Annotated in this window: 19 protein-coding genes; 13 read left to right on the top strand and 6 right to left on the bottom strand. The window is 61.8% G+C overall.

What is annotated here, in order from left to right:
* Positions 1-34: 34 nt before the first annotated feature.
* Positions 35-1,264 (bottom strand): cupin domain-containing protein, encoded by a 1,230-nt coding sequence (locus AB7Z56_RS28940; RefSeq protein WP_063984221.1) that lies wholly within the window; start codon positions 1,262-1,264, stop codon positions 35-37.
* 272 nt (positions 1,265-1,536) lie between these two features.
* On the opposite strand from AB7Z56_RS28940, the gene AB7Z56_RS28935 reads away from it, so the two are divergent.
* The 6 genes from AB7Z56_RS28935 to AB7Z56_RS28910 all read left to right on the top strand — a co-directional run bounded on the left by AB7Z56_RS28935 (position 1,537) and on the right by AB7Z56_RS28910 (position 9,707).
* Positions 1,537-1,806, top strand: coding sequence for a hypothetical protein (locus AB7Z56_RS28935; protein ID WP_063984220.1), 270 nt, complete (start codon positions 1,537-1,539; stop codon positions 1,804-1,806).
* 195 nt (positions 1,807-2,001) lie between these two features.
* Positions 2,002-3,132: a L,D-transpeptidase family protein gene (locus tag AB7Z56_RS28930; RefSeq protein ID WP_231144531.1), complete on the top strand. Its 1,131-nt coding sequence runs from the start codon at positions 2,002-2,004 to the stop codon at positions 3,130-3,132.
* 943 nt (positions 3,133-4,075) lie between these two features.
* Positions 4,076-4,480 carry a nuclear transport factor 2 family protein gene (locus AB7Z56_RS28925; protein WP_084795216.1) on the top strand — a complete coding sequence of 135 codons (405 nt, stop codon included), beginning with the start codon at positions 4,076-4,078 and terminating at the stop codon, positions 4,478-4,480.
* 1,318 nt (positions 4,481-5,798) lie between these two features.
* A complete protein-coding gene (locus AB7Z56_RS28920; protein WP_231144533.1) occupies positions 5,799-5,948 on the top strand; it encodes a DUF1127 domain-containing protein in 150 nt (49 codons plus the stop codon).
* A gap of 995 nt (positions 5,949-6,943) precedes the next feature.
* Complete coding sequence (locus AB7Z56_RS28915) at positions 6,944-8,020, top strand: hypothetical protein (protein WP_441256671.1); 1,077 nt, start codon at positions 6,944-6,946, stop codon at positions 8,018-8,020.
* Between the two features lie 424 nt (positions 8,021-8,444).
* Positions 8,445-9,707 carry a patatin-like phospholipase family protein gene (locus AB7Z56_RS28910; RefSeq protein ID WP_441256670.1) on the top strand — a complete coding sequence of 421 codons (1,263 nt, stop codon included), beginning with the start codon at positions 8,445-8,447 and terminating at the stop codon, positions 9,705-9,707.
* Between the two features lie 64 nt (positions 9,708-9,771).
* Here the strand turns inward: AB7Z56_RS28910 and AB7Z56_RS28905 are convergent, their stop codons facing one another.
* The 5 genes from AB7Z56_RS28905 to AB7Z56_RS28885 form a co-directional block, all read right to left on the bottom strand.
* The gene (locus AB7Z56_RS28905) at positions 9,772-13,131 is read right to left on the bottom strand and encodes an adenylate/guanylate cyclase domain-containing protein (protein ID WP_441256669.1); all 3,360 of its coding nucleotides are present in this window, start codon (positions 13,129-13,131) and stop codon (positions 9,772-9,774) included.
* A 643-nt stretch (positions 13,132-13,774) separates the two neighbouring features.
* Complete coding sequence (locus tag AB7Z56_RS28900) at positions 13,775-14,488, bottom strand: ABC transporter ATP-binding protein (RefSeq protein WP_014496276.1); 714 nt, start codon at positions 14,486-14,488, stop codon at positions 13,775-13,777.
* Entirely contained in the window at positions 14,485-16,254 is a 1,770-nt protein-coding gene (locus AB7Z56_RS28895) for a branched-chain amino acid ABC transporter ATP-binding protein/permease (protein ID WP_441256668.1), read from the bottom strand. Before AB7Z56_RS28895 ends, AB7Z56_RS28900 begins: the two co-directional genes overlap by 4 nt.
* Positions 16,251-17,294, bottom strand: coding sequence for a branched-chain amino acid ABC transporter permease (locus AB7Z56_RS28890; protein ID WP_014496274.1), 1,044 nt, complete (start codon positions 17,292-17,294; stop codon positions 16,251-16,253). The genes AB7Z56_RS28895 and AB7Z56_RS28890 overlap by 4 nt, the downstream gene beginning before the upstream one ends.
* A gap of 43 nt (positions 17,295-17,337) precedes the next feature.
* Positions 17,338-18,486: an ABC transporter substrate-binding protein gene (locus AB7Z56_RS28885; protein ID WP_441256667.1), complete on the bottom strand. Its 1,149-nt coding sequence runs from the start codon at positions 18,484-18,486 to the stop codon at positions 17,338-17,340.
* A 619-nt stretch (positions 18,487-19,105) separates the two neighbouring features.
* Between AB7Z56_RS28885 and AB7Z56_RS28880 the strand changes: the two genes are divergently transcribed.
* Genes AB7Z56_RS28880 through AB7Z56_RS28850 form a run of 7 tightly spaced genes read left to right on the top strand, consistent with a single transcriptional unit; the run spans position 19,106 to position 26,476 of the window.
* Entirely contained in the window at positions 19,106-19,888 is a 783-nt protein-coding gene (locus tag AB7Z56_RS28880) for an aspartate/glutamate racemase family protein (RefSeq protein ID WP_282518390.1), read from the top strand.
* Between the two features lie 16 nt (positions 19,889-19,904).
* Positions 19,905-20,333 carry an organic hydroperoxide resistance protein gene (locus AB7Z56_RS28875; RefSeq protein WP_346016140.1) on the top strand — a complete coding sequence of 143 codons (429 nt, stop codon included), beginning with the start codon at positions 19,905-19,907 and terminating at the stop codon, positions 20,331-20,333.
* 24 nt (positions 20,334-20,357) lie between these two features.
* Positions 20,358-21,536, top strand: coding sequence for a thiolase family protein (locus AB7Z56_RS28870; protein WP_441256666.1), 1,179 nt, complete (start codon positions 20,358-20,360; stop codon positions 21,534-21,536).
* Positions 21,533-22,774 carry an SDR family NAD(P)-dependent oxidoreductase gene (locus tag AB7Z56_RS28865; protein ID WP_441256665.1) on the top strand — a complete coding sequence of 414 codons (1,242 nt, stop codon included), beginning with the start codon at positions 21,533-21,535 and terminating at the stop codon, positions 22,772-22,774. The genes AB7Z56_RS28870 and AB7Z56_RS28865 overlap by 4 nt, the downstream gene beginning before the upstream one ends.
* Positions 22,775-22,808: 34 nt before the next feature.
* The gene (locus AB7Z56_RS28860; protein ID WP_441256664.1) at positions 22,809-23,591 is read left to right on the top strand and encodes a cyclase family protein; all 783 of its coding nucleotides are present in this window, start codon (positions 22,809-22,811) and stop codon (positions 23,589-23,591) included.
* A gap of 56 nt (positions 23,592-23,647) precedes the next feature.
* Positions 23,648-24,805 carry an ABC transporter substrate-binding protein gene (locus AB7Z56_RS28855; RefSeq protein ID WP_441256663.1) on the top strand — a complete coding sequence of 386 codons (1,158 nt, stop codon included), beginning with the start codon at positions 23,648-23,650 and terminating at the stop codon, positions 24,803-24,805.
* A gap of 9 nt (positions 24,806-24,814) precedes the next feature.
* The gene (locus tag AB7Z56_RS28850) at positions 24,815-26,476 is read left to right on the top strand and encodes an ATP-dependent acyl-CoA ligase (protein ID WP_441256662.1); all 1,662 of its coding nucleotides are present in this window, start codon (positions 24,815-24,817) and stop codon (positions 26,474-26,476) included.
* Positions 26,477-26,488: the final 12 nt, after the last annotated feature.

The raw sequence follows: 26,488 nt of genomic DNA, 5'->3' as shown, positions 1-26,488 counted from the left end.
ACGAGTGCGCCGCGATTCACTCCGACTTGGGCGGTTATTCCGGCACGACCAGAGCCTTGTTCGTGCGCAGCGCGCTCATCACCTTCGGATCGAGTTTGAGATGGGCTTGCACCAGTCCCGGCGGTGTTGCCGCCATCCAGGTATCGAGAGAGAAATCGATAAAGCGGTCACTCTTGAACGTCTCGAGAAATCGAAAGTTGGTCGAGCCGGTATTCTCGAGATAGTGGCCCATCGCCACCGGGACGTAACCAACGTCGCCGGCCTGCAGATCAAATGTGCGCGCCTGCCCCTGGCCGGCAAACACACCCATGCGCGCCTGTCCCTCGATGACGTAAAGCCACTCGTCTCCGTTAGGGTGCCAGTGCACCTCGCGCAATCCGCCAGGTTCGAGTTCAACCAGGGCCGCTGCGGTCGTGGTGCTGATTGGAAACAAACGGGAATCGGTGATCCGCACCGTTCCGCCCTTCGTCTTGATGGGCACCTGCTCCATCATCCGCCACGTGTAGCTCGTCTCCGACGCCTTTGCGCCCGATATGGCTTCCGATCCGAGCGGCCCCGGCAACGGAGCCAGGAAAATATAGCGCTCGCTTTCATCGGGGGTGTGGCCGAACAGCGAGGCAGGCACTCCGAAATTCTTGCCCAGCACATCGGCCGGTATGTGCTTGAACCAGTCGTTGAGCAGGAAGGTGTTGTCTTCGTCGAAATCGCCATCGTCGAACACGAGAAGGAATTCGCAGCCGTCGGGGCCGAGGCCCTGGATCGAGTGCGGGGTTCCGCCCGGGAAGAACCAGAGATCTCCGACGCCGACGTCATCGACGAAATAGCGCCCCTCGGAATCGACCGCCGTCACGCGAGCCTTGCCATAGAGCATGTAGGCCCATTCTGACGCCTTATGCCAATGCAGCTCACGCACACCGCCCGCGTTCAGGCGCATATTCACGCCGGCCATGGACTTGGCAATGCCCAGCTCACGCTGCGTGACCTGGCGGGTCCAGCCGCCCGGCTCAAGCCGCATATGGGCGTCCGAGAACGAGAAGCGCAGGTTCGGCAAGGTACCATGATCGGTCGACGGCGGAACCAGCAGATCCGGGTTCTGCCGATCCCGCATGAGATTGCGCGGACCGGGATCGGTGCCGCCGTGACCCGGTCGCTGTGGCTGAGGAATCGCGCCGTCCGCGGTTTGCGCGTGCGCCAGCCCAACGCTCGTTAGAAGACCTCCGGTAGCGGTCGCTGCCAACATATGGCGACGAGAAATGGAATCCATGCTCGGCTCTCCCATGATTCCAGGCTACAATGCTTCTGCGCACGACACCTGCGCCTGACGTCTCCGAGCGTCGTCCGTTGGAAGCGATTCACACTATCAAAGCAGTACACTTCGATATTTCTCGTTAGCACGAGTTCCAGTGGCTTCCGGCAGGGCGAGCGCTAACATTGGCACTGTCGGCCTCGATGCTTCGATAACCGTATCGGTTTTCGAACCAGGCCGTGAACCCATACCCCCGCTGCGATCGACGAAAGACCCGGGATCACGATGCGGTGCTCTATGCTCGTGCGGGTGCCATCCACGATGCCTTTAGCGGACAGTTTGCTGACTTCACTAAGGACGGCGAGGACAACAAAACGCTGTTCGCAAAGACCGGAAAATTGCCGATGCCGGTCTTGGCTATCGGTGGCGATCACTCCGTCGGCACATTGATGAACTCCGACTTGGCCGATGTCGCGAGCGCCGCCAAGAATGCTGTCATAACCAATGCGGGCTTTTTGCCTAATTGTCTCCGGAACTGCTTGAGGTCAGCTTTGGGTTAAAAGAAGTCCTCGGCTGAACCGATCGGGCAGGTCAGCTATGGGCCAGAAGCGGACGACGAGACCGAGCGTCTTGGCATCCCCAAGGCCAACGATAAGCTCGAACTTCTCCGGTGGCTGCGTCCATCTGGGCTTGCCTTACGAACCCACTGACTACACGCTACCCAAATGAGCAGATTCCACGCCCGAGGTAAGGTCATGATCGGCGCCACGGCACTCCGTGCGCTTGTGCTGACTGCAGCTTTTTTCGCGGCGTTGTCGCCGGCCACCTGCCTTGGCGAAAACAGCAACCGCTTGCCGGCCAAGGCTACAAAGGAGCTACCACCCGAGTTGCTCTCGCTGCTCCGACAAAAGAAGATGCCAAAATACTCGCCTATCCTTGTGCGCGTCTTCAAGCAAGAGGCGGAGCTCGAAGTCTGGAAACAGGACACCACCGGCCTCTTCAAAATCCTCAAGGTGTACCCGATCTGTCGGTGGTCGGGGGATCTCGGGCCGAAACTGAAGGAGGGTGACCGTCAGGCTCCAGAGGGGTTCTATACGATTACTCCCGAGCTGATGAATCCCAACTCCGATTACCATCTCGCGATCAACGTCGGCTTTCCCAACAGCTTCGACAAGGCAAACAATCGCGACGGCAGCTTACTCATGATCCATGGCGACTGCTCATCGAGCGGTTGCTATGCCATGACCGACGAACAGATAAGCGAGATCTATTCGCTAGCGCGGGACTCCCTCGGCGGCCGACCGTCCTTTCAGGTCCAGGCTTATCCATTCCGCCTGACGCCGGCAAACCTGGCGCAGCATCGAAATAGCCCGAACCTCTCCTTCTGGAAAATGCTCAAAGTCGGCAACGATCACTTCGAGACGACGCATCTCGAACCTAAGGTGGACGTGTGCAATCGACGCTATGTGTTCGATGCGCAAGCTCCACCAAATTCGCCGTATCCTCTCGTGTTCAGTCCCACCGATAAATGCCCCGCGTTTGTCGTGGATTCCAAAATTGCGCGGCGGGCGCTTGAGAAGCAACGTACCGACGAACTCGAATTCGCGCGATTGCTCAATGACAACGTGCCGGCAGCCCCGATCTATAGCGGACTGGACGGCGGAATGAACGAGGCTTTTCTAGCAAAGTATCTGGTCAGAGTGACGCTTGCGAAAGTGATGCCGTATGCATCTTATCTGCCGCAACTGCCGCCAATCCCCTGGGTCACCAACGATGGGTCGTTGACGAGTAGATGGTTTGGCACCTCGTTCTCGAAGCCGATTGCATGTGATCTGGCTCGTTCCAGCTTCCTGTCGACCGTCGTGGAAGGAGACGACGGGTGCTAGAGCGCCCGGTCTACTTCAGGCTTGCATCCAGAGTCAGCTGCCGGGTCACTGCCAGACCTCGCCAATGCTTTCTCAAGGTCTGAATACGCCCGGAAGCGGAGTGCGATGAAGCGCTGCGCGAGTCGGCTCGGGCTAGGTGTGGACCCATGCGTCTCAGCTAAGAGCGAGTTATTCGATCAACTCGTCGGCGCGGGTGAGCAATTTCGGTGGGACGCCTTCGCGTAAATTAAGATTACGAAGTGCACTCGCGCGTTAACTGCTTTCCATCCCGCTGCCACTGCGAGGTTAAGGCGGCCACTCGGCGAATGCTCGGGTGCAGGTCTGCTATAGGTCATTCGCGTCATTTTTGGCCTGTTTGCCGGATGTCTGCTTCTCCCCTGACAGCAGCGGAATGGCACACATCCACCAACCGCTGCTTGGGGCCAATAGGCGACATCGCCGATCAGCCTTTTGCATTCAATGACCTCGTCGTTTCCATCAACACCTGACGGGCAGGTGAGCTTAACCACCCAGAATCGGTCAAGTGCATTGCCCCTTCGGTGCAAACTGTCTTCTGGCGAGAGATGGGCGTCAACGGTAACATTGCGCACACTGTTGGAGCGGGGAGAGACGAATGATCTCTGCTTGTTGGCTTGCCGTTTGGATCGCGTGCTTCGGCTTAGGAATGGCCGTGGTCTTCCGGACGGGGCTTGGTATTGAACGTTGGTCTCCCGCTCTCGGCTTGGCCTATCTTGTAATCATTGGCCCTTCAGTTCCAATCGTAGCTTGGTTGGCCGCGGATCAGATCGTAACTGTAGAGCAGGCCAGTTGCGCGGAGTTGGACCCAGCAGCGGATCGGCTGAACGGCATGTCGCCATCCGAATTCCGCGTGCGCTGTATCGCAACCCAAGACAATTCGGGTTGGCTTGCTCGTCGCAGAACATGAAAGCTCTGGAGACAAATCATGCCGGAAGCGCTTGAAGTCGAGATATCTGCCTTCTTCAACAAATACATGCAGACATTCACCACCTGGGATGGTGATCAAATCGCCAAACTCTACTGCGCTCCCTGCATCACCATGCGGGGTGACGGGTCGATACATTGTTTTCAGTCACGTGACGAGATTGCGCGGTTTTTCCAAGGAGTGGCCGACACCTACCGACGCGAAGGGGCCGAAAGTGGAACTCTGCACGATGTAGTGGCTGTTCCTATAGGCGAACGCAGTGCTCTCGGAACTGTAACGTGGAAAAACCTCCGACCGGATGGAAGCGTCACAAGGCAATGGCGGCAGTCGTACAACCTTGTTCGCTCCCCCGACGGCTGGCGCATCCTTGCTACGACATTTCACCTAAGCGGGGTACCGAGCTAGTGATTTCCGCTTTGGGTCAAAAGCTGCGGTCAGCCCAACCATCGTGTGACTTCCGCTTTCCCGTAGACAGCCGACATCGCGACGCCTCTTGCGCTGGTCAGCTGGCGTGATTCTGCTCAACCAAAAGCGGTCATGTGTCGATCTCGGTTCTGAAGATGAATGGAGCTCGATGAGATGTTTCGCATTTTATGGCACAGGTAACCCTTGCGCGCCGGTTTCGCCGAGCGCACTCTTGCAGAGCGCTTTCACAAGAACTACGGAGGGTGCGATCATGCCACGGGTCAAGCAAGCTTCGAAGCAGAAGCGCACAGCCAAAGCCGCCACCGTGAAGGTGCTAGGTGCGGCCGGACTGGGTCTTTCGCTGGCGAGTAGCGCATCCGCATCCACGATGCCCGCTACCGGTATCCCGCAATCCAACACCTCGCCAAATCAGCGCTTCTTTCTTGGCGAAGAGGAAATGGCCGACGTCAGTCTGGCCACGTTCCATCTTTTCGATAGAGAAAACTTTGGCGGCGGCGTGCAGCTAGCGCGGGGGTGCGGTGGTTGCGGGTGCGGCCATGGTGGCGGGGGGTGCGGCGGCGGCCGAGGTTGCGGCGGCGGGTTTGTTGGCGGCCGAGGTTGCGGTGGCGGCGGGTTTGTTGGCGGCCGAGGTTGCGGTGGTGGTGGGTTTGTTGGCATCCGAGGTTGCGGTGGTGGCGGGCTCGTTGGCATTCGAGGTTGCGGTGGTAGCGGGTTCGTTGGCATCCGAGGTTGCGGTGGCTTCCGTGGTTGCCGTGGCTTCCGTGGTTGCGGTTGCGGCGGCTGCGGGTTCAGCATCGGATTCTATGACGACATCGGGTTCGATGACTGGGGGTATGGTGGCTGGGGGTTCGGTGGTTGCGCGGGTTGCTGCGGATCCTGGGGAGCGTGCCGCTTGTGCTAAGTCCCACCAAGGACTCTGCTAAGCTGCGATCAGCCTCTCGCTGGTTACGAGTTTAAGGTCGACTTCGGGTCAAAATGCGAAGAACTCAGAGCGAGCAAATCCAGTCCGCACCGCCTCGCTAAGCGGACCTCCTTGAGCGGTGTCGTCACTTCGCTGATGGGCCAACATCGGACTTCCCAAGAATACATGACGCAAAGTGATTGCCAGCCGAAGCCGGGGCATCTCCGTTCCTTGGGCCAGAGATGCTACCTGCTGCTGACAGTATGCTGTCAGTAGCACAGCGATACAGTCCTCCCGAACTTATAGGGGGAGATAAAGCTGTGAAGTTTGCTTCAACACGCCTGATCTCCGCTGATATCAAGGCTCTCCTCAACCTCTACGAGGTTTGGGCCAGCGTTGGCGCGACCCTTCATCTCTGATCTCTGGCGGCAGCGTTATCGCGATCGCCGGGAGCTCGCACGCTGGACCGAGCCCGACCTGCACGATATCGGCGTCTCCCGGAGCGACATCGCGCACGAACTCGAAAAGCCGTTTTGGCGGGCCTAGCGACTGCAGCCGCGCCGGTACCGGGTTAAGGGGATTCGAGGTTTAGCCGCCCCCATAAGGTGCTGCCTGCACGTTCCCGAACCTGTTGAAGTTGTTCTCCGGATTATACCCGGAGTCGCGCAGGTTCTTGATGTACATGTCGCGGTCGTTGGAATTACCTGGGCCCACAGCATATGGGCTCAGCCCCCTCGACCCCTCGCTCGGCGACGGCGCAGGCGACGCGCGGCCATGATGGGTCCTCTGTGCGGCCAAAGCGCCAGAAGTAGAAATTGCGAGAATAGCAACGATGACAAGAATGCTTTTGGCCATAGATCAGCTCTTCGATAATCCACGGGACTGGCATGACCGGCACTCATCGGCCATGGTCGAGGGATGATTGCCATACCGTACCAGGGGCTCGCCCTGGCACCCGTACCCGCGCCCTTCCGCCCAAGCAGGCGGCGCAAGCGCGGCAATCGCCAGTAGTCTGGTCTTTTCGTGGCTGGCGATTTCTGATCACTATACGATGGGGACGACCGCTCTGTCTGGCAACACGAGGTCCTTCAAACTAGCGCGAGGACCGGTCGAGCCTAAGCCCAATGCCTGCGCGGCGAACGGGTGGTCCGGTCTGGGTCAAAAGGCGACCTTCGGGCGCGGCTGATTTAGGTCCGTTCAACCCTCAACAGCGGACATCGGAACACTGCCGCCGCAGGTCCGAAAAGTGCCATAAGCTGCCATTGAAGACGAAGGCACATTTTTTTCTCGATCCTGACCGGCATTCTTCCCGATGTCCTAAAGTCTATCTTGCTTGAAAAGACACGAGAGGCAGCGAAATGCTACCGGCACCAATCACTTGTTGCTTCTACCGTTGTCGCGGACTCTGCCTTCAGACTTGGATCGTCGCGACTTTCGCAATCATGATGGCCTCCGCTCCACTGCAAGCCTCAACAGCACCAAAAACGTCAGCGTGCGGATACCTCGCTGGTCTAATTGATAAGGCACCGCCATCAGGGCCGTTGTTCCTGCCCAGCTATCCGACCGTCGAATCGGGGCCTCTGCATGGCGCCGCCTACCTCTATGACAATGCGGTAGCCGCCATCGCGTTGGTCGGTTGCGGTGAGCAAGACAAAGCGTATCGGATTGGCTCGGCGCTTCTCTGGGCCATCGACAACGACCGCACCTGGCATGATGGACGGCTCCGGAACGCTTACGCCGCGGGCGTGGTGGGGAATGGCCCCGTCAAACTTCCGGGGGGGTGGGACAATACTCAGAACAAATGGTTAGAGGATCGATATCAGGTGGGCAGCGATGTTGGTAACATGGCATGGGCCATGTTGGCGTTGCTGTCGCTTGATGGTGTGAACGCCGGCTCTCGGTTCCGCGATGGTGCAGCACGGCTTGGCGCCTGGGTCGCGCAATGGGCCGATACGCGCGGTACTGGCGGTTTCACGGGTGGTACGTTTGGGCACGAACCGACGCCGGAAGTGCGGACGTGGAAATCGACTGAACATAATACTGACCTCGCCGCCGCGTTTGGCCTTCTTGCGATCCGTACAGGGGATTCGCGCTGGCGCGATAAGGCAACGGTCGCTGAGTACTTCGTAAATACGATGTGGGATCCGGCATGCGCCTGTTTCGCCGCAGGTACCGCTGAAGACGGTGTCACGCACAATCCGATTTTGGCTCTCGATGCTCAGGTCTGGCCTTTAATAGCGCTCCACGGAGCGGTCGAGAAATTTGCATCGGCAATTACGACCGCCGAACAGCGAATGAGTGTCGATGAGGGCTTTTCTTACGGTGAAGACCGAGACGGTGTGTGGACCGAAGGAACGGGCCAAATGGCTCTCTTGATGAAATTGCTCGGCAGGACTGGGAGAGCAGACTCGTTGATCGCTGTAGTCGAATCCCAGAGGTCGCCGGATGGTGGGTTCTATGCCACAACTGCCCGCGAGTTGCCGACCGGGTTCGTGTTGGACACCGATCCGACCAAACCGCGGCTCTATTTCCGATTGTCACATCTTGGCGCAGCTTCGTGGGCTGCCCTCGCGGAACGTGGGTTCAATCCCTTTACGGTGACAAAAGGACTCCCGTAGTTGAGTCGCGGTGCTTCTCGTCCGTTCGGTCTGTTTTGATTTCGATATGTCCGTTCCGGGTCACAAGCCGACATCTGAGCAAAGACTACAAAGCGTCCGCTTTGGGCCAATAACGGAAGTCGCGATTGGACAACAGGTCCGCGGCCATGGGCGGCAATAAGTATCGTACGTGAAGTGGTTCACAAATGGACGGTTCAGACCGCGATAGGCTAAGCAGGTTCTTCGTGCGCCAGTGGGATCAGCGGATTCGAGATCGAATATCGACGTCCACCGCTCCGTCGCACGTATCGTATTTCGCAATGCTGGCTCTATGAACTGTCAAGTTTGGTTCGATGGCATTCTGTGCGGCCGAGAGCCCAAGAATGACCAATCTCTTCACGCAATTCAGAAAGTTGATTGGAGAATAAGCCACACGAAAAATCAGATGGAGGATCCGATGGTAAAGAGAGCGATTGCGCTCGGCGGAGGCGGTCCGGCAGCAGGATTGCACATCGGGGTTCTGGAAGCCCTTGCCAACGAAGATATAAGGTTTGACGTGTGGGCTTTGTCCTGCATCGGCGCTTGGGTTGGGATCGTCTACAATCAGTTTGATGGAGTTGAAAACAAAGCCAGGGCGGAAAAGACCTATCAATTCTTCAAGAATGGCGTGTTTCGAGACGACGAAGGCTATAAGCGCTTCCCCATAAACACCGTGTTTGGTCCGGATTGGGCAGGAAGCATGAGCAGGGCTCTGACCAGCTTCGTCATGGATCCCAAGAACTATCTGCATTTATGGGACCCATCGACCATGGTGAATGCCTTCAGGGATTCTATGTCGCTCTGGTTCCCTCAACAGAAGTTCACGATCCCGGACGACGGAGACATCAACAGATGGATCCTTAATCAGGTCCTGGCACCCAATCCCTTCGTTCGCTATCTCACGTCAATGATGTACTTGTCCCATGTCACGGGCCTCTCCAAGATCAACTATCCGAATAGCCAGTTCATGAAGAGCATAAAGTTCGAAGCGCTCAAAGAGCCTGGAAAGCCCGTCATATTTCACAACGCCTGGAATCTTGATGACCATAAGCTCGCGTTGTTTTCCAACCGACCAATGATCCAGCAAGTCGACAAGAAAGAGTACAAAGGGCCAATCAGCGCGTCCAGCCTATGTGCGTGCTCAGCTCTTCCCTTCATCGAAGAAACAGTTGAGATCGACGGAGTTACGTACTGCGAAGGAGCGCTGATCGACACGGTCAACTTCGAGAGCTTGCTCGAGGAGCACCGTGATCTGGACGAAATATGGGTGAGCAGGATCGTCGATTCGAAGCAGGTCCGCAAACCGAAAGACCTTCATGATGCCCTGGCGAATCTTTGCCAATTATTCGCAGCGACCGTTGGCGAAGACGACGTCAGGATCTTCAAATATCACGTGCAGTACGACGAACCCAAATGGGAAGGCATAATCGTCGAAATCCAGGTGCCGGGGCACATCAATTTCAAATGGAATCACAGCAACCTCTATAACGGGCGAGTGTTGGGAAGAGCCGCTGCGGAACAAGCAATCAAGAGGTATCACGCACATGCAGACCTCGACCCGCATGAAGGGCCACACTTCATAAATGAGCATCCAGAGAAGAACGACAAGGAGGGATGGCAAAAGGTGAAAGATACGTATCGTAGATGCCAAGAGCGAGCGGATGCCTAGTGCCAAAGGCAAGTAGCTCTGCGACCGCTGAACCAGACTCCAATATCTGTGATCCAGGCAAAAATTACTGCAGTCGATCGAGCAGTGCCTTCGCTTGCTTTAGATCCTGCGTTTCAAAACCCTCGGCGAAGCCGGCGTAGATGGGCGCGAGCAGATTGAGCGCGTCCTTGCGTCTGCCCTGATCGACCCACAAGGCGCCGAGGTCCACTGCAACTCGAAGTTCAAGGGCCTTGGCGTGTTGGCTTCTTGCAGTTGTCAGTGCGCGCTCGAACAGTGATTGCGCCTCGGTGCCGGCTCCCGGTACGTCATCGAAGAGCAGCGCGCGCGCCTTCAGTCGGTACAGTTCGGCCTCAAATATCCGCTCGCTATTGCGGCTGGTTGTGGCAAGACCCTGTTCGATCAGCTCGAGCGTGGCTTCGCGCTGACGGCTCGACAATAGGGCCGGGCTCAGGAGCACGTATAGGGCCGTGATGCCGAGCTGATAGCCCGCGTTGCGATATTCGTTCATCGCACCCTGGATTTCCGCGAGCGCGGCGGACGAAGGATCAAGAAAGGTGGCACTTATCCCCCGAACGGCGCGCGCCAATCCTCTCCATTGCCGGAATCCGTGCTCCTCCGATAAGGCAAGACAGCGTTCCGCATAGCCGTGCGCAGTCAGGAACTCGCCCCGAAGAGCGTGGAGAATGGACGCATAGTAACATCCATAGGCCTGCGAATGCGGATGACCAATGGCGTCGGCACGCCGAATGGCGGTATCCAGTCGTGCGAGCGCGGTATCGGGGCGGCCCAGCAGCCAGAGCACCCATGACATCAGGGCAAGGTCGGCCACGCCCGCATCCTGGCCGGCGGCACGCGCCGCCAATCTGTCCTGCTCGTTGCTTGCCTCGAACGCTTCGAAGGCCTGTACGATCACTTCGTGGGCTCCTTCGAGATGTCCCATGAAAAGTCGAATCATGCCTTGTCCACGCATCGCGTTGAGCAACGTTGGTCGATCGCCGCGCGCCTCCGCGAGTTCGAGCAGCGCCGAGATCATTTCCTCGGCGACCGGCAACTCACCACGAATGACGCTCGCGGTGGTCAACCAGAACATGATTTGTAGTTGCTCGGGGGGATCTTCGAGGCGCTGGCACAGCTCGCGCGCGCGAGCGAAGATCGCCACCGCATGTGGCGATGCCGGTCCCTGGGTAGCGATCAGGCATGGTCCCAGCGCGAACTGGAAATCAAGCTCTCGTCTGTCCTTCCGAGCACCGTCGGCCAAATGGGTCAACACCTCGATGCCCTTCCGCAGGTGTGCGATAGCTTCGAGGTTGGCGGAGCGCATGGCCGCCTTCCTTCCCGCCTGAAGCCAATATTCTCCTGCCTTTTCGAACAGTCCCGCCTCCGTGAGGTGGAGCGCGAGAGTCTCGGGTTGAGCCTCTACGATTTCCGGGAACTGTTGCTCGAACACGTCCGCGATGGTGGCGTGCAGCGTAGCGCGTCGGCTCTTCAGAAGTCCGGATTCGGCAGCGTCGCGTACGAGCGCATGCTTGAAAGTATAGACAGCCCGGGGGATCTCGCCCCGGCAGAATATCAGCTCCGCCCGGACAAGCTGGGCAAGCGCCTCCTCCAGCGTCTGCCTTGGCAACTCGGCAACGGCGCTCAGCAGTTCGTAGGAGAACTCGCGCCCCACGACGGCGCCGATCTGAGCCACGTATTTCACCGGAGCCAATCGGTCGAGCCTGGCCATCAGCGATGCGCTCAACGTCGTCGGAATCGCCATCGATGGTAGCGGACGGCTGAGCGTGTAATGGTCGTCCCGCTCCTGCAACAGCCCGGTTTCGAGCACGGCCTTCGTCAGTTCCTCGACGAACAAGGGCACGCCATCGGTACGGGCGAGGATTTGGTGCATGACCTCCTCGGGGAGCGTCTTGCCGGCGGTGACGCGCTCGACCAATGCTGCCCCGTTGCGCCGACTGAGCCGCGTGAGCGAGATCGTCGTCACATGGGCATGACCAGGCCAGGGCGGCGTGAACTCCGGTCTCGCCGTGATCAGCAGCAGCACGCGAAGCCGCGGCAGCTTTTCCAGTGTAACCGCGAGCAGTTCCAGCGACGTCGGATCCGCCCAATGGGCATCCTCGAATATGACGAACACCGGCTGACGCGCCGCCAATGCTTCGAGTTGGGCCAGGAACGCCGCCAGCGTCATGTCCTTGCGGGTCTGCGGAGTCATTTCGGGAAGGCGATAGCGGTCGCAGAGCGGAAGCGACAGAAGATTGGCCAGGGCCGGCACCACGCGGTCTGCATCGGCGCCAAACCGCAAGAGCAGAGCTTCAAGCTTGGCAAACTTCTCCGTCGCCGTCTCGCCTCGTTCGAACCGGGCGGCACGTTCGAGGTTGACGATGAATGGATACAGCGCACTGTTGGCGTGGTGCGCCGAGCAGAAGTGCCGTACCGTAATGTGTGGTTCGGCCTGGAGCCGCTCTTGAAGCGCCAGCGCGATATGCGACTTACCGATACCAGGCTCCCCAGTTAGAACCACGACGCAGCCTTCGCCTGACGCGGCATGCCGCCAGCGCCGCAACAGCAGTTCGATCTCCTCGTCACGCCCGATTAGCGATGTCAACCGCGTCTTGTGCTGCGCCTCGAAGCGGCTTTCCGCTCCACTGACCCCGAGCACCTGCCAGGCAGGTATTGGTTCCGCCCATCCTTTGAGCGCGACAGGGCCGAGATCGCGGTACTCGAAATGTCCATCGGTGAGCTGGTGTGTGCTCTCGGAAATCAGCACCATGCCGGGCTCGGCGAACTGCTGCAGGCGAGCGGCCAGGTTCGGTGTCTCACCAATGACCGCGTGCTCCTTGGCGGCGCCTTCGCCGGTCAGATCACCCACGACGACCATTCCGGTGGCGATGCCAACGCGGACCTGTAGCCTCGTACCGATATCTGTCTGGAGGTTGGCCACGGCATCGACCAGTGTCAGTCCCGCGCGTGTCGCCTGCTCGGCATCGTCCTCGTGCGCCTGGGGATAGCCGAAATAGGCAAGCACGCCATCCCCCATGTACCGCGCGATGACGCCCTCATTCCGGGCGATAACACCCGCGATGCAGTCGTGATAGGCACCGATGACCGAGCGCAAGTCCTCTGGATCCAGTCGGGCCGCAAGTGCCGACGAGTCCACCAGATCGCAAAACATGACCGTCAGTTGGCGCCGCTCGGCGCTGTCCCGCGGCGCCGGTTTGGCGGCCGTTCGGACTGATACGAGGACTTCACTCTTGAGTTCTGCAATTGCGCGCAGAAGTTTGCGCCGGTGCCCAAGCAGGACGCCAAGGTCCTTGAGGTCTTGCTCCGTGAGATCGCTAACGACCGAGAAATCGATGGCGTTCTCGGCGAAACGCTGGGCGTACTCCCCCAAACCGATCGATGCGAGCCACTCTGCAGTACCTGTCATGGGATACCTATGGCCTATGCGATAAGAATAGCACATTGGAATAGCCAGCGAAGGCGCATCTATCGCCGGAAGCGCAGATCGCCGGACCTCTCGCCCAATTGAAAGGGCTCCAGCGAAAACTGGATGCTGCCAAGCGATGTCGCAGTTGGGTCAAAAGCCGACATCAAGCAGACGGCCATGATAGGTCTGCCATGAGCCAACAGCGGTCCTCGGCGAGGCCGGACGTAATATGCACTTTGTGCCAAGATGCGGATTCAAGATGGAGCGCAACTGATGTTCGATTTATCGCGCTGATTAGAGCATCATTGATTTGCCTTTGCTGTCGCCCAAGATGTGGGCGCGCGAGCGGCGCCATTTCATCGGGTGATGGTATGCTCCACCGTTCCCAATTGTCGCGGGCGGGCTTTAGCTTGCTGATCCCCTAGTAACTGGGATGTCCGAGTTGGCGATGGAAGCCATCGGCTATCCATGGGCAGCGATGATGGCATTGTGCCACTGTTTTGCCCGACGCATCAAGTCGATTTCGCGAAATCCGCAGTTGCTGGGTATCAAGCCATTGATATCGCTGCCGCCAGCTACTGTGCATGGGGTTGTTTTTCGATATCTTTGTTGTGCGGCTCGCCGAGCCTGATCCCGGCCGGCGCTAGTGTCCACCTAGATAGGCCGTGATCAGCCGGGGGTCGTGGATGAGATCCTTGGCCGGACCTGACTGCACGACCTCGCCGGTCTCGAGCACATAGCCGTAGTCGGCTGTCTCAAGCGCGGCGCGGGCGTTCTGCTCGACCAGCAGGATCGACACGCCGAGATCGCGCAGGGACGCGATGGTGCGAAAGATCTCGCGCACGATCAGCGGCGCGAGGCCGAGGCTCGGCTCGTCCAGCATGAGCAGTTTCGGCTTGGCCATCAGCGCGCGGCCGAGCGCGAGCATCTGGCGCTCGCCGCCGGAGAGCGTGCCTGCCGCCTGGCGCTGCCGTTCCTTCAGCCGGGGGAAGCGATCATAGACCTCGTCCAGTGTCTTCTGGACGCCCGAGCGGTCGCGCAGGCTGTAGGAGCCGAGCAGGAGGTTGTCCGCGACCGTCATGTCGGAGAACAGCTCGCGCTTCTCCGGCACCAGGCACAGCCGGCGCTCGACGCGATCTTCGACCGACATCCTGCCGATGTCGTGACCCTGGAAGACCATGCGGCCACGCGAGGCCAGCAGGCCGATGGCCGCCATCAGCAGCGTGGTCTTGCCGGCACCGTTCGGGCCGATGACGGTGACGATCTGACCTTCCTCGACCGACAGCGACACGTTGCGGACCGCTTCGACATTGTCGTAGCAGACCGTCACATCCGTCATGGACAGCATCTCGCTCACGCGACGCCTCCGAGATAGGCTTCCTGGACCCGTTCGTCGCTGCGGATCGCGGCTGGCTCGCCTTCGCAGAGTTTTGAGCCGAAATCGAGCACCACGATGCGGTCGACCAGCGACATCACGAACTCCATGTCATGCTCGACGATCAGGATGGTCAGATGGTCTGCCCGCAGCGACCTGAGCAGCTCCGCGAGCCGCAGCTTCTCCTGGCGGCGAAGGCCGGCGGCGGGCTCGTCCAGCACCAGCAGCGCAGGGTCGGCGGCGAGCGCACGCGCAATCTCCAGAATGCGCTGGTTGCCGAGCGGCAGATTGCCCGCGAGCTCGAACGGCTTGTCGCCGAGCCCGACACGTTCGAGCTGCATCAGCGCCTCGTGCCGGGTACTGGCTTCCTCACGCCCGTTGAGGCGGAAGGCGCCGGCTAACAGGCCGGTGCTTGTGCGCGCATAGGTGCCGAGCATCACGTTTTCCAAAAGGCTCATGCGCGGCCTCAGCTTCACATGCTGGAAGGTCCTGGCGACGCCGGCCTTGGCGATGCGGGACTGCGCGTCATGCGTGATCGGGCGTCCCGCAAAGACGATCTCACCCTTGTTGACCCGGAGCGCCCCGGTCAGGCAGTTGAACATCGTGCTCTTGCCGGCGCCGTTGGGGCCGATGACGGCAAGGATTTCGCCGGCGCGGACTTCGAAGCTGACATTGTTGACGGCGACCAGGCCGCCGAACCGGCGCTCGGCGCCATCCACTTTCAGAAGCAGCTCCCCGGGCGTCGGTTGCGCGCGACGGGGCAGGGGCGGCGCCGGTTGAGGTCGCTCGCGCCTGGCCTTGGGCAGATAGCGCGCGACGAAGGGAACGATGCCCTGCCGGGCCCATTGCAGGAACAGGATGAACAGTGCGGAGAAGGCGACGATCTCGAGCTGGCCGGAGGCACCCTTGGCGATCAGCGGCAGATAATCCTGCACGCTGTTCTTGAGCAGCGTGACGACCGCGGCCCCCACGACGCCGCCGAGCAGGCTGCCGGCGCCGCCGACCATCGACATCATCAGATATTCGATGCCCATGCCGGCATCGAACGGACCCGGGCTGATGAAGCGGCTCATATGCGCATAGAGCCAGCCGGAGAGCGAGGCGAGGAAGGCCGCGATCACGAAGGTCACGAGCTTGATGCGGAAAGCGTTGATGCCGAGGCTCTCGACCAGCGTATTGCCGCCGCGGAGCACGCGCATGGCGCGGCCGAGCCGGGAGTCCAGCAGGTTGTAGCCGAGGAAAAGCACCGCGGCGACGATGCCCCAGATCAGGAAATAGATCTGGGCGCTCGTGACCAGCGCAATCGAACCGAAGCTGATCGGCGGGATCGACGAGATGCCGTTGAAGCGGCCGAGCCCCTCGACATTGCCGAACAGGAAGCCGATCGCAAGGCCCCAGGCGACGGTCGAGAGCGACAGGAAATGGCCTTGAAGCCGCAGGGTGACGACGCCGAGAACAGTTGCGACGCCGCAGGTCAGCACCACGCCGAACACGAGGCCGAGCCACGGGGAGTATCCGTTCAGCGCGGAGACCCACGCGGTTGCATAGGCGGCGACACCCACGAACGCGGCCTGTCCGAACGACACGATGCCGCCGACGCCGGTGAGGAGTGCAAGACCAATGGCGACCAGCGAATAGATGCCGATATAATTCATCAGCGTGATGCTGAACGGACTGAGCACGAAGGGAGCCACCGCGAGACACAGCACGGCGAGGACGGCGGCAAGCTGGATGTGGAGGCGCGTCATTCCTCGATCTCCTCCTCGGAATGCAGCGAGGCGAGGGATCGCCAGATCAGGATCGGGATCAGCAGCGAAAAGACGATGACGTCCTTGAGCGCGCTGCTCTCGAAGGAGGCGAAGCTTTCGAGGATGCCGACGCCGACGGCGCCGATCGCCGCACCGGGATAGCTGGTCATGCCGCCGACGATGGCGCCGACGAAGGCCTTGAGGCCGATCAGGAAGCCGGAATCGTAGAAGACGGTGTTCACCGGCGCGATCAGGATGCCGGATACGCCGGCCATCAGCGATCCCAGCAGATAGGCGATCGTGCCGGCGCGGGCGGGGCGTATTCCCATGAGCCGGGAGCCGGTCCGGTTCACGGCCGTGGCGCGCAGCGATTTTCCGACCAGCGTGAAGTCGAAGAAGAGGTAGAGGAGGCCGCTGAAAACGAGTGCCGCGATCACGATCAGCATGGTCTGGCCCGAGATCAGCACGCCCGCGAACTCGGTCGAGAGCGAGGTCAGCGGCTCGGTTCGAACCCCTTCGGGCCCGAAGAACAACAGGCCAAGGCCGACCAGCGCGAAATGCAGTGCCACGGACACCGTCAGCAACAGCAGCACGGTGCCGTCAGCAATTGGACGGAAGACGATCCGATCCAGAAGCGGGGAGATCGGCGTGATCAGCATCAGCGCCAGCACGAGCCTGACGGCAAGCGGCGGGTCCAGGCGCATGACAAGCCAGGCTGCACCGACCACGGCGAGCGGAAGCAGGAGATAGAAGGACAGCGCGCGGGGCAGCAGCCGGAGTTCGCCGGAGCGCACCAGCGAGATGATCTCGATCAGGGTCGCAAGACAGGCCAGGATCACGACCAGCGCTCCCGTACCCGGAAAGCGCTTCGCGTCGAGGGCAGCCAGCGTCAGCGCGGTGAAGGCCGCGATGTCACCGAAGGGAATGAAGATGACTCGCGTCACCGTGAAGATCAGGACGGTCCCGATCGCCACCAGGGCGTAGACGGCCCCGGTGGCGATCCCGTCGATCGCGAGAATGGCTGCAATGTCGCTCGTCATTGAGACGTCGTTGCTCCCTGTGATGCCGGGGCCATTGATCCGGTTATGGCGCGTACTTCCAGGCGCCGCCGGTCAGGCGCACCACGACGAGCGAGCGCTCGTCGACGCCGGTGACCGCACCGGGCTTGAAATTGTAGACGGCATGCACGCCCGGCAGCTCCTTGGTGCCGAGGATCGCGTCCCGCAGCGCCGTGCGGAATTCCGCCGTTCCGGGCTTGGCGGTCTTCAGCGCGCGCTCGGCGGCGTTGGCGAAAATCAGCCAGGCGTCGAAGGAATAGGCGGAGAAGCCGTCGGTGGTCGGGATGTTATGGGTCTTCTGGTAGACGCTGCGGAAATCCAGCGCGATCTTCTTGGCAAAGTGCTCGTCGGGAAGCTGCTCGGCGACGATCACGGGACCCGCGGAGACCTGAATGCCGTCGGCCGCCTTGCCGCCGACGTTGACGAAGTCCGGATTGACGAGTGCCACCGTGCCGTAGGTGTTGCCCTTGAAGCCCCGCTCGGCGAGCGTGAGGAGCGGCAGCGCGCCTTGCGTACCCGAGCCGCCGTCCAGCACGGCGTCGGGACGCGCGGCCATCACCTTGAGAATCTGCGCGGTGACCGAGGTGTCGGTGCGGGCATAGCGCTCGTTGGTCTGAATCTTGATGTCGCCGGCGGCTTCGGCGGCCTTGGCGCCGTTGTAGACGAGGTCGCCCCAGGCGTCAGAGAAGCCGACATAGCCGATGTTCTTCATGCCGTCGCGCTTCATGCGGTCGGCGACGATCTTGACGAGGAGAGAGGCCGGCTGCGGCACCGACACCACCCACTGCTCCGGCGTATCCGGCAGCTTGCCGATCGGCGAGACCGCGATCATCGGCACTTTCAGCTCGCTCGCCACCGCCGCCATGGCTATGGTCGAGGGCGCCGTGGCCGTGCCGATCAGGAGGTCCACCTTCTCTTCTTCCACCAGCTTGCGCGCATTGCGGGTCGCGGCCGACGGGTCGGAGCCGTCGTCGAGCTGGATCAGGCGAATGGTCTCGCCGTTGATGGTCTTCTTGTATTCATAGGCGGCGTTGATGCCGCGCCCATAGGGGATGCCGATCGACGAGCCGTTGCCGCTCAGCGAGGTGACGAAGCCGATGGTGATGTCGGCCTGCGCAGCCGGCGCTGCGAAGAGTCCGGCGACAAGTGCGAGTAGGCTCAGAGTCTTGCGCATACGCGTTCTCCTCCGTTGGTGCTGGATAGGAATGCCTCGAAGCTGCCGTGCGGGGACCCCGAACGACGAATGAACCGATTGAAAGCATTGCTGCAGCGCCGAAATCCGGGCGCGACCGAAGAGGGTTTGCTCGGCCGGATCTCAGCGGCCATGGCGCTGGTTGCCGCTCGAACGACAAGCCCATCGGCAGATGTGGGCGGGAATTTCCTGAAGCAACGAAAGGCCGTTGGCCCGGCCGCGATGCGCGGTCGGCGACGCTGTTGCTGCCGGCTGTTCGAGCACGGCGACTGTCCACACGATCGAGTCTCTCAAAATCGGTGCCCTGCAACGTCCACCGGTCCCTGGCCGGCGAGGAATTACTTAAAGCCTAAAGTATTGTTGGTGGAGCCGTCAACACGTGTCACGGCTCTGTCAGAAAAAATGTTGTTGCATACAATTTCGCCAGAGTGCGGCGCTTCAATGCCGATCGAGCGTACGAAAAGGCCGGGCTTCCCTTGCGGTGGCGGTGGCCGTCGGCGGCGACGCCGAGCGCATTTGACGCGTGAATTAGTTTATGATTGAAATATATTTATCGGCCGTCGACGACCGATCCTCCGATCACCGCCTGAGGAGAAGGACGATGCGCATCTTCTGGCAGAGCTTCGTTGATGCGAGCGTGAACGCGCCCTACATGGCGCGGCTGTCGGAATACCTCAACAACATCGCTGCATCGGGCACGACAGTTCACGTCGAGGGCATTTCGCCGCCCGACCGGGAGTTCGGACGGCTCGCGGAATTGCGCTGCGCCGTCCAGGCGATCGACAACGGCATCGCGGCCGAGGAGGGCGGGTTCGACGCCTTCGTGATGGGACATTTCCAGGATCCCGGACTCTACGAGCTGCGTTCGACGCTCGACATTCCCGTGATCGGGACCGGCGAGGCGACGTTGTTGGCGGCCTCTCAGCTCGGCCGGAGGCTCGGCCTTGTGACGCTCGATCCCGTCTTCGAGGTCTGGCACTACGAGCAGGCCGAGCGTTATGGCCTTGGCGATCGTGTGGTCCATGTGACCGGCCTTGGCTGCAAGCCGGCGGATTTCGCCGATGCCTTTGACGGAGATCAGGCCGCGCAAGCCCGCATGATCAAGGACTTCGTCGCCTGCGCACGCCCTCTGGTCGAGCACGGCGCCGACGTCGTGATCCCCGCCGGTGTACTGCCGGGCCTTCTGATCGGAAGGGAGCATGGCCTGAAAGTCGGGCACGCGCCGGTGGTCAATTGCGCGGCGGTGGCGCTGAAAAGTGCCGAGATGTGGGTGCAGCTCCGGCAGCTCAATGGCACCGAGCCCAGCCGCGGGCCGAGCTTCAAGCGGGCCAGCGCCCAGGCGCGCGACGATTTCCGCGCACTGCTTGCTCGCAACAGCCGCTAGGACTGGAGAGTGAATGATGATGACTCCCGAAAAGATCCTGTACGAGACCGAGGTGACGGCGATCGGCGGCCGGGACGGCAAGGCCGCCAGCGCCGACGGCCTGTTGTCGGTATCGCTGTCCGTGCCGAAATCGCTGGGCGGTCCCGGGGGCGAAGGCACCAACCCCGAACAGCTCTTTGCGGCCGGCTACGCCGCGTGCTTTCTCGGTGCGGTCAAGCTCGTCGCGCGCACCCGGAAGGTCGTCCCGTCCGCTGAGCCGTCAGTGACCGCGAAGGTTGCGATGGGTCCGGTTCCCGTCGGATATGCGCTCGCCGTCGAACTGAAGGTCAATCTGCCCGGTGTCGAGAGGTCGGTGGCCGAGGAGGTCGTCGCGGGCGCGCACGAGCGCTGTCCCTATTCGAATGCAACCCGCGGCAATATTGCCGTGAAGCTGACGGTCATCTGAGACAATGAACGAGGCGGGCGGTTGGTGACCAATACCTTGCGCACACCGTACGACGGGGTCGTGATTGCGGCGCCCGTCACGATTCCCTATGTGCGCTACTCCATCGAGAGTGCACAGTGGTGGATCGGCCGGGCACTGAGTACGCTCGTTGCGCAGGCCGGCATCAAGGCTTCCGACATCGACGGTCTGTGCGTCTCCAGCTTCACCATGGGCACCGACAGCGGGATCGGGCTGACGCAGCATTTCGGGCTCTGCGTGCGATGGCTGGATACGATTCCGCTCGGTGGCGCCAGCGCCATCGCAGGCTTGCGAAAAGCGGCGCGCGCGGTTCAGGCGCGCGACGCCGACATCGTGGCGTGCATCGCCGGCGATACCAACCACGTCGATTCCTTCCGGCTGACGCTGGAGAACTTCTCGCGCTTCAACCAGGATGCCGTCTATCCCTACGGCGCCGGTGGCGCCAATGCGAGCTTCGCGCTGATTGCGCGCAACTATATGCGGAGCTTCGGCGTCACGCGTGAAGATGTCGGCAGGATCGCCGTCGCCCAGCGCGCCAATGCCCTGCGCAACCCGCATGCGCTGATGAAGACGCCCCTGACGATGGAGCAGTATCTGGCGGCACGGCCGATCTCCGATCCCATCCATCTCTTCGACTGCGTGATGCCATGCGCCGGCGCCGAGGCCTTCCTGGTGATGCGAGACGAGACCGCGGCTTCGCTCGGGCTGACGGCAGCACGGCTGCTTTCGACGATCGAGCGGCACAACGCCTTTGCTGATGATCCGATGCAGGTCCGCGGCGGCTGGGCAATGGACGTCGGCGAGCTCTATGCGATGGCCGGCGTGAAGCCCGACGATCTCGATGTCGTGCAGACCTATGACGATTACCCCGTCATCACGATGATGCAGTTCGAGGATCTCGGCTTCTGCAACAAGGGGGAGGGGGCCGAGTTCGTGCGCCAGCACGATCTCACCATCGACGGCGACTTTCCGCACAATACTTCGGGCGGACAGCTCTCGGCTGGGCAGGCCGGCGCCGCCGGCGCCTATCTCGGTCTCGTCGAGGGACTTCGGCAGGTTCTGGGGACTGCAGGCCCCACCCAGGTCACGAATGCGAGCCTCGCCTTGGCCTCGGGGTTCGGTATGATCAACTATGACCGTGGTCTCGCCTCGGGCGCCGCGATCTTTGCAGGGCCGTCGCGATGATAGAGCCGATCAAGCCGCCCCGGCGCAAGAACCCGCTGTTGCGGACGCGGTTGCCTGCTTCGCCGCCGCGACCGCGCAGCAGAACGTCGCATGGGTTTACGCGGGCAGCCGCCGAGGGCCGCTTCATGCTGCAACGCTGTGAGGCCTGCGGTTCTTTTGCTTATCCGGCGCGGGAGGCCTGTCCGTCTTGCCTGTCGGCCGGCCTTGCATTCGTCGATACGCCACGACGAGGTATTCTTCTTGCCGAAACCACTGCGCGCGTGCCGAGCGATGTCTATTTCCGCGAGCGAGCGCCCTGGCGCATCGGCCTCGTGAAGATGGATTGCGGTCCGACGATTGTGACGCACCTCCATGCCGACTGCGTGGAGGGCGCGCCCGTCCGCATGTCGTTTCAACTCGACAAGAGCGGCCAGGCAGTGGCCTTTGCCCATCCTGAGGGGGAGACTCCCAACATGGCAGACGACAAGCAATGGCGGGAAATGACGGCCGATCCGAAATTCCGGCGGGTGCTGGTCACCAACGGTCGGAGCGTGATCGGTCAGGAGGCCGTTGCCGCCTTGAAGGCCGCAGGCGCCAAGACGGTGTTCGTCGGGATTGCCGAACCGTGGCGGCCTTTCGCCGGCGAGCAGCTGCTGCGCGGCCAGGACGGAGTCGAGATCGTGACCCTTGACGCGGCCGACGAAAAATCTGCGGCCGATCTCGCGGCCGACATCGGCGGCAAGGTCGATATCCTCGTCAACACGACGGAATATGTGCGGCCAGGCGGCCTGCTCGACCGCAGGGGCACGAGCATCGCGCGCGACGAGATCGACCAGGCCTATCTCGGCTTCATCAACCTCGCACAGGCCTTCGGCCCCGCCATGCGGATGCGGGGTGCCGATGGCCTCAACAACAGTGCCGCGTGGGTCAACATTCTCTCGGTCCATGCGCTGGCGAACTGGCCTGCCTTTGGCGCCTACTCGGCCTCGCAAGCGGCGTGCCTGTCGCTCTCGCACTGCCTTCGCGCCGAGCTCAGGCCCGGCGGCGTCAGGGTGATGAATCTGTTCACCGGGCCGGTCGACACCGAGTGGTTCCAGACCGTACCGCCGCCGAAGGTCGCGCCGCGCGCAATCGCGCAGGCGATCGTGTCGGGTCTCAAAGGCGGGCTCGAGGAGATGTATGTCGGAGATGTCGCCGAAGAAATCCGGCAACGTCTCGCGGCTAATCCGAAAGCGCTCGAGCGCGAGCTCGACAGGTGACATCGGGATTTCAACCAAGCCGGAGGACGTGACGATGCAGAGCAACAATCTCCTGGAGCTGGCGGGTGCGGTTTCTGCCGGCGCGGTGCGCGTCGTCGATCTGACATTTACGCTTAGTCCGGATTTTCCGGTCATCGTGCTGCCGCCCGAGTTCGGCCAGGCCGCGCCGGTCCGTATCCAGGAAATCTCGCGATACGATGGTCGCGGCCCGGCCTGGTACTGGAACAACGTCACGTTCGGCGAACACACCGGCACGCATTTCGACGCACCGATCCACTGGTTCACGGGCAAGAACCTGCCGAACAATGCCGTCGACACGATGCCGACCAAGGACATGATCGCGCCGGCCTGCGTGATCGACTGCTCCGCGCAGGCGGCGCAGGATTCCGATTTCCTGCTGACGGTCCCGCTCGTCGAGGCCTGGGAAGCAAAGCACGGCCGGATCCCCGAGCGGAACTGGGTGCTGCTCAGGACCGACTGGTCGAAGAAGGGCTGGCGCGACTACTCCAATCTCAGGGATGACGGCGCACATACGCCCGGCCCCAACGCGGCCGTCATGAAGTGGCTGGTGGAGGAGCGCGGCGTCATCGGGTTCGGCACCGAGACCATCGGTACGGATGCGGGCCAGGCCGGTCATTTCGAGCCGCCTTATCCAGCGCATCATTTCCTGCACGGCGCCGGACGCTACGGCCTGCAATGCCTGTGCAACCTGGATCAGCTTCCACCCACCGGGGCGGTCATCGTGGCCTCGCCGCTGAAGATCCAGAACGGCTCCGGCAGTCCGCTTCGCGTCATCGCGCTGGCTGCGTCAACCTGAGTCCAATCCATGGCGCTTGCCAATCGGAACAGACATCCTCACGAAAGACAGGTGCCATGAACTTGATCAAGAGCCTGCTGGCTTCCACCGCATTGCTTCTCGCCGTCCCGCAACTTGCGCAGGCCGAGACCCTCGTCGGCTTCGTCACCGGCCTCAGCGGGCCGGTATCCTCGATCGGCATCCCGAATGCGAAGGGCATCGCCGCGGGAGAGGCCTATGTCGGTGAGATCGGCGGCGAGAAGGTCCGCGTCATCCAACTCGACGATGCTTCCGATGCCACCGCCTCGGCGCGCAACGCGCGCAAGCTCGTCGAGCAGGAGAAGGTCGATATCCTGATCGGAACGTCGGGCGCGCCGCAGACCCTGGCGATGGCGACCGCCGCGATCGAGATGAAAGTGCCGATGATCGCGGTATCGCCGATCGCGCCGGTGCCGCCGGGCGACGGCGGCCCCTGGGTCGTCCAGACGCCGCAACCGACGCCGCTTCTCGTGCAAGGCATCGTCGATCACATGAAGGCGAAGGGCCTGAAGACCGTCGCGTTCATCGGATTCTCCGATGCGTTCGGCGACCTCATGTACAACTCGCTCGAGCAGAGTGTGAAGACGACCGACATCAAAATCATTGCCAACGAACGCTACGCCAGATCGGATTCTTCGGTCACGGCTCAGGTGCTGCGCGCACTCGCCGCACGTCCCGACGCCATCATGCTCGGCGGCACTGGAACGCCCGGCGCGCTGCCGGTCATCGCCTTGTCCGAGCGCGGATATAAAGGGCCGCTATACGGCAATCATGGACTGATCAGCGCCGATTTCCTGCGTCTCGCCGGCAAGGCCGCCAACGGCATCATCTGCCCGACCGGACCCGTGACCGCGGCGGAGCAGCTTCCGTCCAGCAATCCGATCCAGAAGGTGGCGCTGGATTTCCGCGCTGCCTTCGAGAAGGCGAACGGCGAGGCGCCGACGGATTCATTCTCGTCCTATTCCTTCGACGGCTGGCTCGTCTTCGCCGATGCCGCCAAGCGCGCGATGGCAACCGGTGCCAAGCCCGGTTCGCCGGAATTCCGCACCGCGCTTCGTCAGGCGCTGTTCGCGACCAAGGAGGTCGTCGGGACGCAGGGCGTCTACACCTATACACCGGCGGATCGGCATGGCGTCGACGATCGCTCGCGCGTCCTGGTCCAGATCGAGAACGGCAAGTACAAGCTGTTGCCCTGAGACGGGAGCATGACCGTGACAGAGAACGCGCCGGTGAACGTCAGCGACGCGGTCGGCCGGGAGAACGTGACGCCGGCCTGGGCGTGTGCAGTGACGTCGTTTCCGCCGTCGGACCGCATCCTCTCAACGATCCTCAGGCGGCAGGCCGAGCGCTATGGCGAGCGCGTGCTGCTTGTCGCCGGTGAGACGCGCTGGAGCTTTGCGCAGACCGCGGCGATCGCGGCCGCGTCGGCCCAGGCGCTTGTCGATGCCGGGATCAAGCCGGGCGATCGGGTTGCGCTGATGTGTTCGAACCGTCCGGAGTTCCTGCAGGTCTATCTCGGCTGCGCATGGCTTGGCGCCATCGCAGTCCCGATCAATACCGCGCTGCGCGGCTTCCAGCTCTCCCACATCTTCCGCAATTCGCGTCCCGCGCTCCTTGTCGTCGAGGCTCAGTTCCTCGACGCGATCGATAGCATCGAGGCGGGTGTTGAACGGCCACCTCGCACCTGGATCGTCGGAGCTGCCGCCGGTGCAGTCGATGCCCGGCTTTCCGCGGTACCGTTGCCGGCACTCGGAGCCGCGGCCCCGGCGGGTGCCGTGCGTCCCGGCGACACCGTTGCGATCCTCTACACCTCGGGCACGACGGGGCCAGCGAAGGGTGTGTGCTGTCCGCAGGCGCAGCTGTTCTGGTGGGGCATTTATTCGGCGCGGGCGCTTGGCATCCGCGAGGACGATGTGCTGTTCACGACACTGCCGCTGTTTCACACCAACGCGCTCAATGCGTTCTATCAGGCGCTCCTGAACGGCTGCACCTACGTCCTGGAGCCGAAATTCTCCGCGTCCGGCTTCTGGGCCGCAGCGCAACGGCACAAGGCGACGGTCGGCTATCTGCTCGGCGCGATGGCGTCGATGCTGCTGGCGCAGCCGAAGAATGCGAACGACAAGGCGCATCGTCTTCGCGTTGCGCTTGGAGGCGGCGTGCCGCCGCAAATCCACGGTCCGTTCCTTCAGCGGTTTGGCGTGCCGCTGGTCGACGGCTACGGGTCGACCGAGACCAATTTCGTGTTCGCGGGTACGATCCCGTCGGATCGTCCGGGAACGATGGGCTATCTGGCCGACGGAATCGAGGCGCGGATCGTCGATGAAAACGATTCAGCGCTTCCTGACGGGCAGGCCGGCGAACTCGTGCTTCGCGCCGGAGAACCCTTTGCTTTCGCCACCGGCTATTTCGGCATGCCGGAGAAGACGGTCGAGGCCTGGCGAAATCTGTGGTTCCATTCGGGCGATCGGGTCGTTCGGGATGCTGACGGACACTATCGCTTCATCGATCGCATGAAGGATTCGATCCGCAGGCGTGGCGAGAACGTATCCTCATGGGAGGTCGAGCAGACCATCCAGTCCCATCCCGCGGTCGCCGCCTGCGCGATCTACCCGCTGCCGTCGGAGCTGGGCGAGGACGAGGTTGCGGCTGCGATCCTGCTCGAGCCGGGCCAATCGCTGGAGCCCATCGACATCGTCAGGCATTGCGAAGGGCAGATCGCCTATTTCGCCATCCCGCGCTATGTGCGCATTCTGAGCCAGATGCCGTTGACTGAGAACGGCAAGATCAAGAAGGGCGTGCTGCGCGAGGCGGGCATCACCACGGATACCTGGGATCGCGAGGCGGCCGGAGTGAAGGTGCGGCGCTGACTGTCGGTCCGC

This window comes from Bradyrhizobium sp. 482_C4_N1_8, assembly GCF_052075965.1.
GTDB classification, from domain to species: domain Bacteria; phylum Pseudomonadota; class Alphaproteobacteria; order Rhizobiales; family Xanthobacteraceae; genus Bradyrhizobium; species Bradyrhizobium barranii.
The sequence above is the reverse complement of the archived record's forward strand: the minus strand, read 5'-3'. Positions and strand labels throughout refer to the sequence as shown.